The organism is Pseudooceanicola sediminis (assembly GCF_003575965.1).
GTDB lineage: Bacteria > Pseudomonadota > Alphaproteobacteria > Rhodobacterales > Rhodobacteraceae > Pseudooceanicola > Pseudooceanicola sediminis.
The window spans coordinates 22,475-39,171 of record NZ_QWJJ01000017.1; the positions used below are offsets into that span (position 1 = coordinate 22,475).

Consider the following 16,697-nt stretch of genomic DNA (forward strand, 5'->3'; position numbering starts at 1 on the left):
TCCTCGTCTGATCAGAAGGGCGGGTCGCGCCCCGTTCAATAGAAACAGGCACCGCGTGCGACGGCGCCCTGAAACTCGTTGCGCGTCTTTAGGCTCGGATGGGGGTGAGGTCAAGTGTTAAGCCGGTGCCGCGCGGCCCCACCGCCACGCGTGACGCCCGATTGCCCCGCCCGACCGCAGGGCGCGTCGCCAAAGTGCGCGGATCCCTAGGTTCCCTTGCGCTTGGCGCGCAGCGTCGGATCCGCCTGGCGCGGATCCCTAGGTTCCCTTGCGCTTGGCGCGCAGCGTCGGATCCGCCTGGCGCGGATCCTCGGGCCAAGGGTGGCGGGGATAGCGCCCGCGCATGTCCTTGCGCACATCCGCATAAGAGCTTTCCCAGAACCCCGGAATGTCCTGCGTCACCTGCACGGGGCGTCCGGCGGGCGACAAAAGCGTCACCACAAGGGGCCGCCCGGCCACCTGCGGATGGCGGGTCTGGCCGAACATCTCTTGCAGGCGCAGGGATATTGCCGGGGCCTCTCCGGCATAGTCGATGGCGATGCGCCGCCCAAGCGGTGTCAGAAAGTGGCCCGGGGCCTCGGTGTCCACCAGCTGCTGCTGGTTCCAGTCAAGGCGCGCGCGCAGCGCAGGCAGCAGTTCGAACGCCTTCCAATCGCCTGCCGAGCGGACGCCGGAGAGATGGGGCAGCAACCATTCCTCGATTCCCTCAAGCAACGCGGCATCGGAAAAATCCGGCAGCGGGTGCTGCGCGCCAACCAGGCGGACCCGCGACAGGAAAAGCCGCGCGGGGCCGTTCGGCTGCAACCCGAGGTCACGCACGCCATCCAGCATGGCGCGGGCAACCTCTTCGGCAGGGGCATCCTTCCACGCCGTGTCGGTCAGCGCGATGGCGCCCAGGCGTTCCTGCTGGCGTGCGATCACGCGGCGGTCGCGCCGGGACCATTCGCACAGGCGAACCGGGCGAATCTGGTCGGAAAACAGCGCGCGCACCTCAGCCTCGCTGATCTGCGCGGCCTGCCGGATGCGCGCCTCTCTCGGGTCGCCATCGAGATCGGTCGCCACAAGCAGGCGCGCACCCGCCAGCGGATCCTCGGCGGACAGGACGGCCCCCTTGCCCCCCGAAAGCAGATAGCGCGGGGCGTCGCCGGGGCGGCGCAACCCGATGCGGTCGGGATAGGCGAGCGCCGCCATTTCCGCCGCACCAAGAGGCTGGCCGATCTGGCCGAGGGGCGGGACATCGCGGGCAAGGCGTTTGGCCTCGGTGCGGATCCGGTTGATCGCGCCCATGTCCGCGCGCGGCTCATGCGCGCCGGCCAGCGCACGCAGGCGCAGGGACAGATCGACCGGCGCGCCGCGCGCCATCGGATCGCGATCTGCCAGCAACGCAGCAAGCGGCGCGGCCTCCTTCCCCGCCACCGCCAACATGTGCGCCAGGCGCGGGTGCAGCGGCAGGCCCGCCAGACGGCGGCCATGCGCGGTGATACTGCCGGTCGCATCCAGCGCGCCGAGCATGTTCAGCAGGGCCCGCGCCTCACCCAGTGCGCCCTCGGGGGGCGGCGTCAGAAAGGCCAGCGCATCCGGCGCGGCGCCCCAGAGCGCCAGCTCCAGCATCAACCCGGCGAGGTCGGCCGCCTCGATTTCCGCCGGGGGATAGGCCGCCATCGCGCCCTCCTCTCCCCTCGTCCAGGCGCGATAGCAGGTGCCGGGCGCGACACGCCCCGCCCGTCCGGCACGTTGCGCCGCCTCGGCCCGGCTGACCTTTTCCGTGACCAGCCGCGACATGCCCGAACCGGGGTCGAACCGTGCGCGGCGTGACAGGCCCGCGTCGACCACCGCGCGCACCGCCGGAATGGTCAGCGAGGTTTCCGCGATCGAGGTCGCCAGCACCACGTTGCGGCCCTTTTCCGGGGGGCGCAGGGCGGCCTGCTGGTCGGCAAATCTCATCGCGCCATAAAGCGGACGGACGGTGCAATCAGCGGGCAACTGACCGCCAAGCGCGCGTTCGACGCGCGAAATCTCGCCCGCGCCGGGTAGAAAGACCAGCACGCTGCCATCGGTTTCGCGCGCCGCCCGCGCAACCAGCTGCGCCACCGCACCCCAGAGCGCCGGCCCCTTCGGCAGCGCGGTGTCGGCATGCACCAGGTCGACCGGAAACGCCCGCCCCTGGGACGTGATCACCGGCACATCGCCCATCAGGTCGGCGACAGGCCCGGCATCCAGGGTCGCAGACATGGCCAGCAGCACGAGGTCTTCGCGCAGCGCACCCGCGATCTCGAGACACAGGGCCAGCCCGAGGTCGGCATTCAGTGACCGTTCATGGAATTCGTCAAAGATCACCGCGCCGATCCCCGTCAGTTCCGGGTCGGACTGGATCATCCGGGTCAGGATGCCTTCGGTGACGACTTCGATCCGGGTGGCGCGGCTGACCTTGCTTTCGCCGCGCACGCGGTACCCGACGGTCTGGCCGCTTGACTCGCCCAGGGTTTCGGCCATCCGTTCGGCGGCGGCGCGCGCGGCAAGACGGCGCGGTTCCAGCATCAGGATGCGACCGCCTGCGCCGATCCCGGCCTCCAGCATCGCCAGCGGTACGCGCGTGGTCTTGCCCGCACCGGGCGGGGCCTGCAAAACCGCCCGCCCGCGCGCCCCAAGGGCGGCGATCAGGTCTGGCAGGGCATCGTCAATCGGCAAACGTGTCATGACGCGCTTATCCCCGATCCGGCGCGGCGCGTCCATCGGGCGGGTGCGCACCACCGAAGGCCCCCGCCTGCGACCGGGCTCCGCCAACAAGAAGCCCGCGCGGCCTGCCCGCGCCCGCTCTGGACGTCGCCTGCAACCGCGCGCTACACCCAAGAGCATCGGACCAGCACGGGGGGAAGAGGCAGGATGGATCTCGACACGATCGCCGAAAAGGTTCTGGCAGGCGACCGACGCGCGCTCAGCCGGGCGATTACACTGGTCGAAAGCAGCCGCGCCGATCACCGCGAGGCCGCGGCCCGCCTGATCCAACGCCTGGCACGGGAAAGGCGGCAGGCCCTCCGGATTGGCCTGTCCGGCACACCGGGAGTCGGCAAATCGACCTTCATCGAAAGCTTCGGGATGATGCTGACCCGTGACGGACTGAAAGTCGCGGTACTGGCCGTCGACCCAAGCTCGGCCCGCTCCGGTGGCTCCATCCTGGGCGACAAGACCCGCATGGACCGGCTGGCACGTGCGCCCGGCGCCTACATCCGCCCCTCGCCCAGCCAGACACACCTCGGCGGCATCGCCCGCCGGTCGCGAGAAGCGGTCGCGGTCTGCGAGGCCGCTGGCTTCGACGTGGTGCTGATCGAGACCGTGGGCGTCGGCCAGTCGGAAACCGTCGTGGCTGAGATCAGCGACCTTTTCCTTCTTCTGCTGGCCCCTGCCGGTGGCGACGAACTGCAGGGCGTGAAGCGCGGCATCATGGAAATGGCGGACATGATCCTGATCAACAAGGCCGATGGAGAGCTGAAATCCGCCGCCAGCCGCACTTGTGCCGACTATGCCGGCGCATTGCGGCTGCTGCGCAAACGACCGCAGGACCCCGAGGGCTTTCCCAAGGCGCTCATGGTATCTGCCACCGAGCAGTCGGGTCTGGACGCAGCCTGGGGGCAAATGCAGACGCTCGCCGAATGGCGACGCGCCAACGGCCACCTCGAGGCCGCCCGAAGTGCACAGGCACGTTACTGGTTTCGTGAAGAGGTGAAACAAGGGCTGCTTGCCGAGCTGGAAACCGAAAAGGCGCGCAGCAGGATGGCGTCGCTTGCAGAGGCTGTCGCCCGGGGCGAAACGACACCGGCGATCGCGGCCGGAGAGATGCTGTCCGAATTGCACCGTCGCTAGGGAGGGGGCTCTGCCCCCGCCAGGCTACGCCTGCCTCCCCCGGGATATTTCCAACAGGGAAACATGGCAGGGCGGCTCCTTGTCATCTGGCCGGAAATACCCCCGCCGGAGGCGGTATGATGCACAACATGGCAAAGGGGATGAACACAGATTGGATCTTTGCAAAACGCACGGATCGGCGTATGAGATCAGCATGATCGCTCAAACGCCCCTCGCACTTCGACGCCGACGCGCGTAACAGGCGCCCCCTATGGGGCGCGCCCTGGCCGATCCTGCGCCCAATTTGTCGCGGCGCGCATACTCCACTTCCTGAAAACTTGACTTGGCCCGCGAGCACATGCTCTTTCAGGGCCTCCGTACTCCAGAGGAACGTCTGATGATCCCTGCTGTCCTGCCGACATATTCCCGCGCGCCGCTTCATTTCGTGAAGGGCGAAGGCACCTGGCTGATCGAGGAGGACGGGCGCCGATTTCTCGATCTGGGCGCGGGGATCGCGGTCAACGCCCTGGGACACGCCCATCCGGCGCTGGTGGCGGCGCTGACGGAACAGGCACAGAAGGTCTGGCATCTGTCGAACCTGTACGAGATCCCCCAGCAGGAGGAATTGGCACGCCGCCTGGTGGACGCCAGCTTTGCCGACACGTGTTTCTTTACCAATTCGGGCACCGAAGCCTGCGAACTGGCCGTCAAGATGGCCCGCAAGTACTGGTACGAGAAGGGGCAGCCGGAACGGGTCGAGATCCTGACCTTCGACGGTGCCTTCCATGGTCGATCGTCTGCTGCGATCGCCGCTGCGCCGACGGAGAAGATGGTCAAGGGGTTCGGCCCTCTGCTGCCGGGCTTCAAGGTGATGAAGTGGGGCGACTGGGAGGCGCTGGAAGCCGCGGTATCCGGGACCACTGCCGCAATCATGATCGAGCCGGTACAGGGCGAGGGCGGGATTCGCCCGATTCCCGATGCTGACCTCAAGGCCTTGCGCGCCCTCTGCGACAAGACCGGTACCCTGCTGATCCTGGATGAGGTGCAATGTGGTATCGCGCGCACCGGTCGCCTGTTCGCCCATGAATGGGCCGGGGTCACACCCGACATCATGATGGTCGCCAAGGGGATCGGCGGCGGCTTTCCCCTGGGCGCCGTGCTGGCGAGCGAGGAGGCGGCCTCGGGTATGGTCGCGGGCACCCACGGTTCGACCTACGGCGGCAATCCCCTGGGCTGCGCGGTTGGAATCGAAGTGATCAAACATGTCACGGATCCCGCCTTTCTGGCCGAAGTAAACCGCAAATCCGCGCTTCTGCGTCAGAAGCTGGAGGGGCTGGTCGCCGCGCATCCCGATGTCTTCGAGAGCGTGCGCGGTCTTGGCCTGATGATCGGGCTGAAGTGCAGGGCGTCCAACGCCGATATCGTCAAGGCGGGCTATGCGAACGAGGTGATCACGGTCCCCGCCGCCGACAACGTGCTGCGCCTGCTGCCGCCACTGACCATCACCGACGACGAGATTGCCGAGGCGATCACCCGGCTCGACGCCGCTGCGACAGACGTGGAGCAGGCGCTGGCCAAGTAAGGCCACCCCTGCGCCAATTTCAGAACCGTCCGGGGGTGCGGGCCGCGCCCTGCCCCCGGCGATAACAAGAGTTTCCCGATGAACCATTTCCTAGACCTGCACACCACCGACGCCGGAGAGCTGCGCCAGATCATCGACCATGCCCGCGCCATCAAGACCGCCCGCGAAGGGCGCCCGCGCGGCACGCCGGATGACGAACAGGCGCTGGCCGGGCGCATGGTGGCGCTGATCTTCGAAAAACCATCGACCCGGACGCGCGTCTCCTTCGACGTCGGCGTGCGCCAGATGGGGGGGCAGACGATGGTGCTGTCGGGTCAGGACATGCAGCTGGGCCATGGCGAGACGATTGCCGACACCGCCCGTGTCCTTAGCCGCTATGTCGACCTGATCATGATCCGCACCTTCGACGAGGCTGTTCTGCACGAGATGGCCGATGCCGCAAGTGTGCCCGTGATCAACGGGCTGACGGACAATTCCCACCCCTGCCAGATCATGGCCGACATCATGACGTTCGAGGAACACCGGGGCCCGATCAAGGGCAAGAAGGTGGTCTGGACGGGCGATGGCAACAACGTCTGCGCCAGTTTCCTGCATGCGGCGGGCCAGTTCGGCTTTGACCTGACCTTTGCCGGCCCGATGCAGCTGGACCCCGACCCCAAGGCCGTCGGCTTTGCCCGCGACCATGGCTCGAGCATCGTGATCGAGCGCGATCCGATGCGCGCGGTAGAGGGCGCCGACCTGATCGTCGCTGACACCTGGGTGTCGATGCACGACGCGCAATCGGCGCGCGAACGCCGCCACAACATGCTGCGGGCCTACCAGGTGAACGACGCGCTGATGGCGGCGGCGGGCGACAAGGCGCTGTTCATGCACTGCCTGCCCGCACACCGTGGCGAAGAGGTGACCTCTTCGGTGATGGACGGCCCGCAATCGGTGATCTTTGACGAAGCCGAGAACCGCCTGCACGCGCAGAAGGCCGTGATGCGCTGGTGCCTCGGCCTGTGAACAGACACATGGCCACTGTCCCGGCACCGAGTCCGCGCATCGAAGCGACACGGAAGAGACACCGAAGAGACACCGAAGAGACAGGGGAACACCGCCGAGGCTGCGAATCGTCGCGGCGCGACCTTGTATCTCGGGCGCTGGTGTTTAAAATAGGGGCCTGATCAACGGACCGGGGCGGCACATGGGTGCCGCCCTGTCACCTTCGACCGCAGGAAGCGGCCGCCGAGAACCCTGGAGGACCTGCATGTCCTGGACCGATGAACGCGTAGAGCTTCTGAAAAAGATGTGGAGCGAGGGCCAATCCGCCAGCCAGATCGCCAAGGAGCTGGGCGGCGTGACCCGGAACGCAGTGATCGGCAAGGTCCACCGGCTGGGCCTGTCGAACCGCTCGGGCGGGGGCACCGCACAACAGGCCGCGCCCGCAGCCGCCCCGGCCAAGCCCGAAACGGCCAAGGCCAAGCCCGCGGCGCCCGCCACCCCTGCCGCCGCCGCCCCCAAGCGCGAAGCACCGGCAGAGACGCGCAGCGCACCCGAGACCGCAGCGCCGGCCATGTCGGCGGCCCGCCGCGCGATCATTCCCGCCGGCCAACCGCTGCCGCCGCAGCCCTCGGCCAATGAAATCAGCCCCGAGGCCCTGGCAAAGGTCAGCGAGATCGAGAAGAAGGCCAAGCGCCTGACGCTGATGGAGCTGACCGAGCGCACCTGCAAGTGGCCCGTAGGCGACCCGGCGACCGAAGATTTCTGGTTCTGCGGTCTGCCCGTGCAACAGGGCAAGCCCTATTGCGAGGCGCACGTCGGCGTCGCCTTTCAGCCGATGTCGTCGCGCCGCGATCGCAAACGCTGAACGTCATCTGGAACACCGCTTGAAAGCGCTCCCCCGGGGGCGCTTTTTGCGTTCGGGGGGCAGGCAGTTTCGCTATGGCGCCTCGGGTGGGGCGGCCTGATCCGGCGGCCCCGATCCTTGCCGGCCCTCGCCGAGGTATCGGGTGGCATGCCGGGGCGGTCTGATCTAGATGCCCGCGACCAATGGCCCCTGCCCTCGGACGTGATCAGCGTTTGAACAGATCCTGCAAACCGCCGCGCAGCTTGTCCTCGATCCCGCGCCGGATCGCGTCTTCGCTGCTCTCGCCGGTTTGCTGCTGGACGCCCAGCTTGTCCTGAACCTCCTTGCGCAGCTTGTCCTTGGCCTCCTGCTCCAGCGCGCCCTTGTCGACGTCCAGGTTGCTTTGCAGCGCCTGCTCCAGGTCCGGCACGATATGCGGGCTGGCCCAGGGTCCGCTGATGCGCACGGGAACCGAGATCGTCTGCCCCTCCGTGCGCAGGATCGTCGGGGTGAACAGGTAATCCAGCGTTCGCGCCCCCAGATCAACGCGCCCCTTGCCAGTCGCCCGGATCGAGGCGAGCTGCATCGTCAGGTCGTCGTTCGACAGCACACCGTCCTGCACGGTGAAACTGGCCGCCGTCCGGTCAAAGATCGTGGTGCCGCCATTCGCCGCACCGGTCCGCAGCAGTTTGTCCAGGTCGATGCCCGCTATGGTGCCCTGCCCCGTTTCGATCCGCCCCGTGCCGGACAGGCTCGACATCCAGTCCGCCATCGAATTGCCGCTGGCCAACAGATCGACCTGCGCATCCGCCGCCCCGGTAAAGCGCGTGATACCGGCGGTCTCGCGCAGCAATTGCGCCAGGTCCGCGCCCGTGACACCCAGCTTTGCCGCAACGGACAGCCCGGCGCGATTGTTTGCCACGACCTGACCGGCCAGCGCCCCGCCAAAGGCCGTCATGCGCCGGATATCGGCCACGGCGCGCGCGCGGTCCACGGTCACCAGCGCCTCGACCCCGCTCAGCCGGGTTGCGCCCAGGTTCACCACGTCCGCCACCAGGGACACGTCGCCGTTGAACAGCCCCAGCACCGAGGCGTCGATCGGAGTGCGCGACCAGCCGCCCGACGACGCGACCGGGGCCCCGGCACCTGCGCCCTGCCCACCGCTGGCCGCAGGCGCCCCGGCCCCCAGCCCCGCCAGGTTCAGCGTGCCCGTGCTCAGCCGTGCGGACACCTGCGGCACTTCCCCCGGGTCGATCTCGGCCACGACATCCAGCACGTTGTCATCCAGCGTCACCCGTCCCGCACCCAGCGACAGGTGACCATCGGCAAAACGGACCTGGCCGGTCCCCTCAGCACTGCGCCCCAGACCCTGCGGCAGCGTGACACCGGGCGTGCCGAGCGCCGTCAGGAACTGCATCGTGTCGGGCAGACTCAGCGCCAAGGTGCCCTCCGCCTCAGGCGTCAGGCCGACGCTGCCCTCGAAATGCGCCGTCCCGCCGGGGGCGACCAGGTCCAGCCGTGCCGCCGACACCGCCCCGTTCACCAGATCGGCAAACCGCTCGACATGGCCGCTCACGCGCAGCGCCTCGCCCGCCGGACGCAGCACCATCTCCAGATCCGCAGGGCCATTGAAATCGGGCAGCCGCAGATCGATGTCGACGCCCTGGAACATCGCATCCGTTGCGCTCGCCGGATCGACATAGCGCAGGGCCGCATCGCTCAGGATCGCGCGCTCCAGACCAAAGGCGCGCGCACCCGCCTCCGCGCCCTCTGCCGGCGCCGCGCCCGCCACATCCGATGCGCCCGCGCTGGCGCTCAGCGTGCCGAACAGATCCCAGTTGGCGCGCCCATCGGCGGTCTTCTCCAGCAGGATGCGCGGCGCCGTCGCCTCCAGCGTGGTGATGCGGATATCGCCACCGATCAGCGCCCGCGCATCCACCCCGATCTTCAGCGCCTGCGCCTGGAACATCGGCCCGTTCCCGGACCAGTCGGCATTGGCCAGCTGCACGGGCCCCGTCTCGACCCCCAGCGTCGGATAAAAGCTGACCGAGGTATCGCCGGTGATCGTCAGCGCCCGCCCGGTGCGGGCCTCGATCTGGTCCGCCGCGATCTGCGCGATCCGCGCGCCCGGCAGCAGGAAGACCGCGCCAACGACAAACAGCGCCAGCACCACCACCAGAACCACCAAAAACCCAAAAATCCGCCGGATCACCCGCATTGCTCGCTCCTTGATCTGCCAAAGCCTCGCATCGGGCCCTTGGCACACAAGATAGCAGATGCCCCCCTTACGACAAGCGAACCACGGCAGGGCCGACGGCCGATCCGCCGCGCGTGCAAGGGCAATTCCCTTGTGCCTCGACTCGCGGTATAGGCGGGCCATGTCGCAGAACCCGCCAAACCTCCGCCCCGATCTCGCCCCCGCTCCGCGGCTGGGCGACACCTCCCGTCGCGCAGGCCAGCCATCCCTCGGAATGGTCAGCCTCGGTTGCCCCAAGGCGCTTGTCGACAGCGAACGCATCCTGACCCGCCTGCGCGCCGAAGGCTATGCCATCAGCCCCGATTACGCGGGCGCCGACGCCGTGATCGTCAACACCTGCGGCTTCCTCGATTCAGCCAAGGCCGAAAGCCTGTCCGCGATCGGCGAGGCGCTGGCCGAAAACGGCCGCGTCATCGTCACCGGCTGCCTCGGGGCCGAACCCGACTATATCACCGGCGCACACCCCAAGGTCCTCGCCGTCACCGGCCCGCATCAGTACGAACAGGTGCTGGACGCCGTGCACAGGGCCGTGCCCCCCAGCCCCGATCCCTTCGTCGATCTGCTGCCCGCCTCGGGCGTGTCGCTGACCCCGCGCCACTACAGCTACCTCAAGATCTCCGAGGGCTGTAACCACAAGTGCAAGTTCTGCATCATCCCCGACATGCGCGGCCGCCTGCAATCGCGCCCCGCCCATGCGGTCGTGCGCGAAGCGGAAAAACTGGTCCAGGCCGGTGTCAGGGAACTGCTGGTGATCAGCCAGGACACCTCGGCCTACGGCGTCGACATCAAGCACATGAGCGAACGCGACCATCGCGCCCATATCACCGATCTCGCCCGCGACCTCGGCAGCCTCGGCGCCTGGGTCCGGCTGCACTACGTCTACCCCTACCCGCACGTGCGCGACCTGATCCCGCTGATGGCGGACCCGGCCTCGGGCCTGCTGCCCTACCTCGACATCCCGTTCCAGCACGCCCACCCGGATGTGCTGAAGCGCATGGCACGCCCCGCCGCCTCTGCCCGCACGCTGGATGAAATCGCCGCCTGGCGCGCCACCTGCCCCGACATCACCCTGCGCTCCACCTTCATCGTCGGCTACCCCGGCGAGACGGAGGCCGAATTCCAGTACCTGCTCGACTGGATGGACGAAGCCCGGCTCGACCGCGTCGGCTGCTTCCAGTACGAAAACGTCGCCGGGGCCCGCTCCAACGACCTGCCCGATCACGTCCCCGACGAAATCAAGCAGGACCGCTGGGGTCGCTTCATGGAAAAGGCCCAGGCCATCTCCGAGGCCAAGCTGGCGGCAAAGGTCGGCAAGACCCTTCAGGTCATCGTGGACGAGGTCGACGAAGATGCCGCCACCTGCCGCACATGGGCAGACGCGCCGGAAATCGACGGCAACCTCTTCATCGACGAAAGCTTCGAACACCTCACCCCCGGTGACATTGTCACGGTCGAGGTCGACGAGGCCGGTGAATACGACCTCTGGGGCCGCCTGACGGCCTGACGCGAACTCGGCAAAAGACGCTGCCCGCTCCTGTGTCATCTGGCCTCAAATACCCCCGCCGGAGGCATCCGACCGTGCCACCGGCACCCCGCCCCCGATCAGGGGCGCAGCGCCTCCAGCCAGTCCGCATTGCGGCAATATGCGGGGGCGGCGTCGGCATGGTCATGATCCGCCTGCCACTGCACACAGGCCTCCTCGCTGCCACAGGCCGCGCAGGACAGCACCGCCGTGCGATAGGCGCGCCCGGCCGCCTCGGGGGCCTGCTCGATCCGGCCCGCCACATCGGCGCCCAGCCGCTCGGCCATGCCATCCATCAAGGCCGCATGTCTCTCAAGTCTGCGAAAAAGTCCCATGTGATCGGTCTCCTGCTGCCGGGGGCAACCCCTGTTCGGTGCCCTCTCGCCCGCAGGCTAGCGACACCCGCAGGGCCCTGCCTTGATCCGGATCAAAGCGGCCAGAAAATCAGGATCAGCGGGATCGAAACGGCGACGACAAGGATCTCCAGCGGCAGCCCCATCCGCCAGTAGTCGCCAAAGCGATAGCCGCCGGGCCCCAGGATCAGCGTGTTGTTCTTGTGCCCGATCGGCGTCAGGAACGCCGCCGAGGCCGCGATCGCCACCGCCATCAGGAACGGGTCCGGTGAAACATCGAGCGTCTGCGCCATGCGGATCCCGATGGGAGCCGCGACAATCGCTGTCGCGGTGTTGTTCAGCACATCCGACAGCGTCATCGTCACCACCATCAGCGCCGTCAGGATCGCCCAGGCGGGCCAGCCGCTGGTCAGCGATACCAGTCCCTGCGCAATCAGGTCGGTGCCGCCGGAACTCTCCAACGCCATGCCCAGCGGTATCATCGACCCCAGCAACACGATCACCGGCCATTCGATATGTTCATACAGCTCGCGCATCGGCACGATGCGCAGCAGCAGATAGGCAATCACGACAAAGCCCAGGGCAATCGGCAAATGCACCAGGCCAAAGCTGGCCGCCGCCACGGCCGCCGCGAACAGCCCGATCGCCGACCAGACCTTCTTGTTCTCGGTCACAGCAAGGCCCCTGTCGGCCAGCGGCAGACAGCCCAGCCATTCCGAAATCTCCTGCCCCTGGTCCTTTGGCACCAGCAACAGCAACAGGTCGCCGGGCCGCACCTCGGTCATGCGCACCTGGTTGGTAATCCGCCGCCCCTGCCGGGAAATCCCCATCAGCACCGCGCGATGACGCCAGGACAACCCAACCCCCTGCGCCGTCTTGCCCGCCAGACGCGATTCGGCCGTCACCACCAGCTCCAGGATATCCAGCCCCTCGCCATCGGCCTTCAGCTGGTCTTCGCGGATCTGATCGGAAAACCCCAGGTCCAGCGCACTGCGGAATTCGTCCAGCGCCTCGGGCACCGCTTCCAGCACCAGCGCATCGCCGGCCTGCAAGCGTGTGTTGCGGGCACGGCCATACAGGCGGCGATTGTCCCGGATCAACCCCAGGATCGCCACATCGGCCTTTTCCGCCTGCTCGCTGTAATCGATCACCCGGTTGCCGATCATCTTGCTGCCCTCGGGCACCGTCAGCTCGGCCACGTATTGCGCGATCTCGGTCGCCGACAGGCTGGCCGTCTTGGGCTGAGGGATCAGCCGCCAGCCGATCAGCGCGACAAAGGCCAGCCCGCCAAGCGCGGCCAGGCCGCCCACCGGCGCGAAATCGAACATGCCGAACGGTTCACCCAGCGTCTGTGCCCGGATGGACGAGATGATGATGTTCGGCGGCGTCCCGATCAGCGTCGCCATGCCGCCCAGGATGGTGGCGAACGACAGGGGCATCAACGACAGGCCCGGCGCGCGCCCGGCCTTCTTGGCCGTCTGCACGTCCACCGGCATCAGCAGCGCCAGCGCCGCGACGTTGTTCATGAAGGCCGACAGCACACCGCCGATCCCGCCCATCAGGATGATGTGCAGGCCAAGGTTGCGGGAACTGTCCACCAAGGTGCGCGTGATCAGGTAGACCGCCCCGGATCGCACCAGCCCGGCCGAAATCACCAGCACCAGCGCCACGATCAGCGTCGCCTCGTGACCGAACCCCGAAAAGGCGTCTTCGTAGGGCACGACCCCTGTCGCCACCCCCACCATCAGCGCCGCGAACGCCACCAGGTCATAGCGCCAGCGCCCCCAAATCAGCAGGGCGAAGACGGCGAAAAACAGGGTGAAAAGAATGATCTGATCTAGTGTCATTGTGCAGACATAACGCGGCCAAGTTACGACGCCACAAATATTTCTTCTGCCCGCTCGGTCTCGGCGGAAATAGCGGTCGTGGCACCATGTCTCGCGCAGCAGCGCGCGCCGCGCCACCCCCTGGTGGATCAAAAGCCCCCGGAAACCTGCACCCGGCGGCACAAGCCCGACGCGATGCCCTTGCGGCCATGGGCCACCCTGCAATATAGAGGCCCGATATTGGATTTCAGGAGCATGGAGGCACCTATGGCCGGCCACTCTAAATGGGCAAACATTCAGCACCGCAAGGGTCGTCAGGACGCCGCGCGGTCCAAGCTGTTTTCGAAACTCTCGAAAGAGATCACCGTCGCCGCCAAGATGGGCGACCCCGATCCCGACAAGAACCCCCGGCTGCGGCTGGCGGTCAAGGAAGCCAAGTCGGTTTCCGTCCCCAAAGACGTGATCGACCGCGCGATCAAGAAATCGCAGGCGGGCGAAGGCGACGACTACGAAGAAATCCGCTATGAGGGGTACGGCCCCGGCGGTGTCGCCGTCATCGTCGAGGCGATGACCGACAACCGCAACCGCACCGCCTCCAACGTGCGCTCGACCTTTACCAAGAACGGCGGCAACCTGGGGGAAACCGGGTCGGTCGGGTTCATGTTCGATCGCAAGGGCGAAGTGACCTATCCGCTGTCCGCCGGCGACAACGACACCGTGATGATGGCCGCCATCGAAGCCGGTGCCGAAGATGTCGAAAGCACCGAAGACGGTCACACGATCTATTGCGTCGACACCGACCTGAACGAGGTCGCGACGGCGCTTGAGGCCGAGCTGGGCGAAAGCAATTCCACCAAGCTGATCTGGAAGCCGACGACCACGACCGAACTGGATCTGGAAGGCATGCAGAAGCTGATGAAGCTGATCGACGCGCTGGAAGATGACGACGACGTACAGCGCGTCACCGTCAACTTCGAAGCCTCGGACGAGGTGATGGAGCAGCTGTAGCGCCGCCCCTCACGTCAGACGTTCACCACGTCATGAATCACGACCAGGCCGGGGCATGTCCCCGGCCTTTGTCGTCTCAGGCCAGCTTGTCCGCGAAAAGCGCCAGCATGTTGGCCCAGCCGCGTGTCGTCGCGGCCTCGGAATAGCCCATGCCGGCGCCCTTGGCCTTGAGGTTGGTAAAGCCGTGGCCGGTGTGACCGAACCCCAGCAGTTGCCAGTCGTCGCAATGGGCGGTCAGTTCCGCCGCCAGCGCCACGGTCTGTTCCGGCGTGGCCAGCGGGTCGTCCCAGCCGTGCAGGATCAGCATCGCGGGCTTCATCGTCTGACTGCCTGCGGGGGGCGCGTCATAGACCCCGTGAAAGGTGACGCCGGCGCGAAAATCCGCGCCCGAGCGCGCCAGATCCAGCACCGCCTTGCCGCCAAAGCAGAACCCCATCGCACCAAGTCGCGCCGCGTCGACCTGTGGTTGTTCCGCCAGCGCTGCCAGCGCGCCCTGCATCCGCGCGGCCAGCAGCGGGCGGTCGTTCTGCATACCCTGCATCAATGCGCTGGCGTCTTCTCGGTTCTCCGCGTAGGCGCCGCCGCTGTAGTAATCGACGCCCAAAGCGGCATAACCCACGCCCGCCAGCCGTTCCGCCACGGCGCGATCACTGTCGGACAATCCGCCAAAGGCAGGCGCGACCAGCACGCCCGGATGCGGCCCCGGCCCGGCGGGCAGCGCCAGGTAGCCGTGGCAATCGGCCCCGCCCGCGACATAGGTCAGCGGTTTGGCGGTGACGGAGGTGGCATCACTCATGGTACGATCCTTTCGATGCTGTGAAACCAAAAGGCCCCGCGAAATCCGCGAGGCCCGATGCTGTAGATGAAGCAGGGGTGTGCATGAACCAGGGCCCTGCGTGTAACAGACGTGACACGGATCAGTTCGCCGGTTCCTGTTCCGCTGCCGGCGCATCCGCCTCAGGGGCAGGCGCATCGGGGGCAGTCGCATCCGCCCCAGGCGCATCTGCTTCGGGGGCAGCCGAATCCGGTTCGACAGGCGCGGGGTCGGCGGGCAGCGGCGCAGCGGTGCTGCCCTCGGCCCCTTCCAACGCGCCGTTCGACCATTCGCCCGACAGAACCTCGCCCGTGGCATATGTCAGCGTGCCTTCGCCCTGGCGGCGGCCCTCTTCGAACGTGCCCGCATAGACATCGCCGTTGGTATAGGTGGCCACGCCCTTGCCCGTCATCTCGCCCGCTTTCCACGCGCCCTCATAGGAAAACCCGTCCGGCATGGTGATCTTGCCCATGCCGTCACGCTCTCCGGCGACGAAATCGCCGGTATAGACCATGCCACCTGGAAAGGTCGCCGTGCCCTTGCCCTGACGCTGGCCCGCAACCCAGTCGCCCTCATAGCGATAGCCGTCGGAATGGGTCATGACGCCATAGCCATCATTCTTGGCCTGCTTGAAACCGCCCTTGTAGACCACGCCGGTGGGAAAGCGCGCCTCGCCTTCCCCTTCGATCACGCCATCCACCCAGTCGCCTTCGTAGGTCGCGCCATCGGGATAGGTGATCTTGCCCTTGCCATTGGCCAGGTCGTTCTCGAATTGCCCTTCATAGACCGATCCGTCGGGAAAGGTGACCGATCCTTCACCGGCAATCTTGTCGGCAGCCCACTGCCCTTCGTAGCGATAGCCGTCGACCCCCGTAAAGGTGCCGGTGCCTTCGCGTTTGTCATCGACAAACCCGCCTTCGTAGATATCGCCATTGGCATAGGTCACGCGCCCCTGTCCCGCGCGCTTGCCGTCCTGCAACGTGCCTTCGTAGATGTCGCCGTTCGGCTGGGTCAGCTTGCCCTCGCCGCTGATCTGGCCGTTGTCCCAGGCGCCGGTATAGCTCAGCCCGTCGGACATGATCAGGCTGCCCTGCCCCTGGCGCACACCCGCGACGATCTCTCCGTCATAGGTTGCGCCATCGGGATAGGTGATGGTACCGGTGCCTTCCTTGACGCCGTTGACCCAATCGCCTTCATAGACATAGCCGTCGGGGTTCTGCATCCGGCCCTTGCCGTGGTGCATGGCGTTGCGAAAGCCGCCCTCGTAGCGCACGCCGTTGGCATATTCCGCGATGCCCTGGCCGGTGATCTTGCCGTCGACCCACTCGCCCTCATACGTGCCACCGTCGGAAAAGGTGATCTTGCCAAAGCCCTCGGGCTTGCCCTTGGCAAAGGCCCCTTCGTAGACCGATCCGTTGGGGAAACGCGCGCGTCCCTGGCCGCGGATTTCACCCTGCACCCAGTCGCCGGTATATTCATACCCGTTGGGCAACCTGTAGGTGCCCGTGCCGTCCTGCAACCCGTTCAGAAAGGTGCCTTCATAGACACCACCATCCTCGTATTGCTTGGTCTGCACATTTGCGTCCTGCGCCCAGGTCGCCGTGGATACCAGCGCCACGCAGGCAACGCCCGCAACCAAAAGCGTCTTCAGCCTCTGTGCCATGTTC

12 protein-coding genes are annotated in these 16,697 nt (G+C 67.0%); 6 read left to right on the plus strand and 6 right to left on the minus strand.

All coding sequences use genetic code 11. From position 1 onward, the window contains the following. Positions 1-258 precede the first annotated feature (258 nt). Positions 259-2,697 (minus strand): ATP-dependent helicase HrpB, encoded by a 2,439-nt coding sequence (hrpB, locus tag DL237_RS17175; RefSeq protein ID WP_119400397.1) that lies wholly within the window; start codon positions 2,695-2,697, stop codon positions 259-261. 186 nt (positions 2,698-2,883) lie between these two features. On the opposite strand from hrpB, the gene meaB reads away from it, so the two are divergent. From meaB to DL237_RS17195, 4 genes are all read left to right on the plus strand, one after another. Further along, complete coding sequence (gene meaB / locus DL237_RS17180; protein ID WP_119400322.1) at positions 2,884-3,861, plus strand: methylmalonyl Co-A mutase-associated GTPase MeaB; 978 nt, start codon at positions 2,884-2,886, stop codon at positions 3,859-3,861. A 376-nt stretch (positions 3,862-4,237) separates the two neighbouring features. After that, positions 4,238-5,422: an aspartate aminotransferase family protein gene (locus DL237_RS17185; RefSeq protein WP_119400323.1), complete on the plus strand. Its 1,185-nt coding sequence runs from the start codon at positions 4,238-4,240 to the stop codon at positions 5,420-5,422. A 78-nt stretch (positions 5,423-5,500) separates the two neighbouring features. Further along, positions 5,501-6,427: an ornithine carbamoyltransferase gene (gene argF / locus DL237_RS17190; protein WP_119400324.1), complete on the plus strand. Its 927-nt coding sequence runs from the start codon at positions 5,501-5,503 to the stop codon at positions 6,425-6,427. Positions 6,428-6,671: 244 nt separating this feature from the next. Continuing rightward, a complete protein-coding gene (locus DL237_RS17195) occupies positions 6,672-7,271 on the plus strand; it encodes a GcrA family cell cycle regulator (RefSeq protein ID WP_119400325.1) in 600 nt (199 codons plus the stop codon). A gap of 205 nt (positions 7,272-7,476) precedes the next feature. Here the strand turns inward: DL237_RS17195 and DL237_RS17200 are convergent, their stop codons facing one another. After that, positions 7,477-9,468 carry an AsmA family protein gene (locus tag DL237_RS17200; RefSeq protein WP_158585673.1) on the minus strand — a complete coding sequence of 664 codons (1,992 nt, stop codon included), beginning with the start codon at positions 9,466-9,468 and terminating at the stop codon, positions 7,477-7,479. Between the two features lie 160 nt (positions 9,469-9,628). On the opposite strand from DL237_RS17200, the gene rimO reads away from it, so the two are divergent. Then, on the plus strand, positions 9,629-11,011 hold the full coding sequence (gene rimO / locus DL237_RS17205) for a 30S ribosomal protein S12 methylthiotransferase RimO (protein WP_119400327.1): 1,383 nt from the start codon (positions 9,629-9,631) through the stop codon (positions 11,009-11,011). Between the two features lie 98 nt (positions 11,012-11,109). Here the strand turns inward: rimO and DL237_RS17210 are convergent, their stop codons facing one another. Continuing rightward, entirely contained in the window at positions 11,110-11,364 is a 255-nt protein-coding gene (locus DL237_RS17210; RefSeq protein WP_147405374.1) for a DUF6455 family protein, read from the minus strand. Between the two features lie 92 nt (positions 11,365-11,456). Next, positions 11,457-13,229, minus strand: coding sequence for an SLC13 family permease (locus DL237_RS17215; protein WP_119400329.1), 1,773 nt, complete (start codon positions 13,227-13,229; stop codon positions 11,457-11,459). A 246-nt stretch (positions 13,230-13,475) separates the two neighbouring features. On the opposite strand from DL237_RS17215, the gene DL237_RS17220 reads away from it, so the two are divergent. Then, complete coding sequence (locus DL237_RS17220) at positions 13,476-14,216, plus strand: YebC/PmpR family DNA-binding transcriptional regulator (RefSeq protein WP_119400330.1); 741 nt, start codon at positions 13,476-13,478, stop codon at positions 14,214-14,216. Between the two features lie 76 nt (positions 14,217-14,292). Here DL237_RS17220 and DL237_RS17225 read toward each other — a convergent pair whose 3' ends face one another. Next, positions 14,293-15,012, minus strand: a complete 720-nt coding sequence (locus DL237_RS17225; RefSeq protein ID WP_119400331.1) for a dienelactone hydrolase family protein — start codon at positions 15,010-15,012, stop codon at positions 14,293-14,295. A gap of 121 nt (positions 15,013-15,133) precedes the next feature. Continuing rightward, complete coding sequence (locus DL237_RS17230; RefSeq protein WP_119400332.1) at positions 15,134-16,693, minus strand: MORN repeat-containing protein; 1,560 nt, start codon at positions 16,691-16,693, stop codon at positions 15,134-15,136. Between the last annotated feature and the right edge of the window lie 4 nt (positions 16,694-16,697).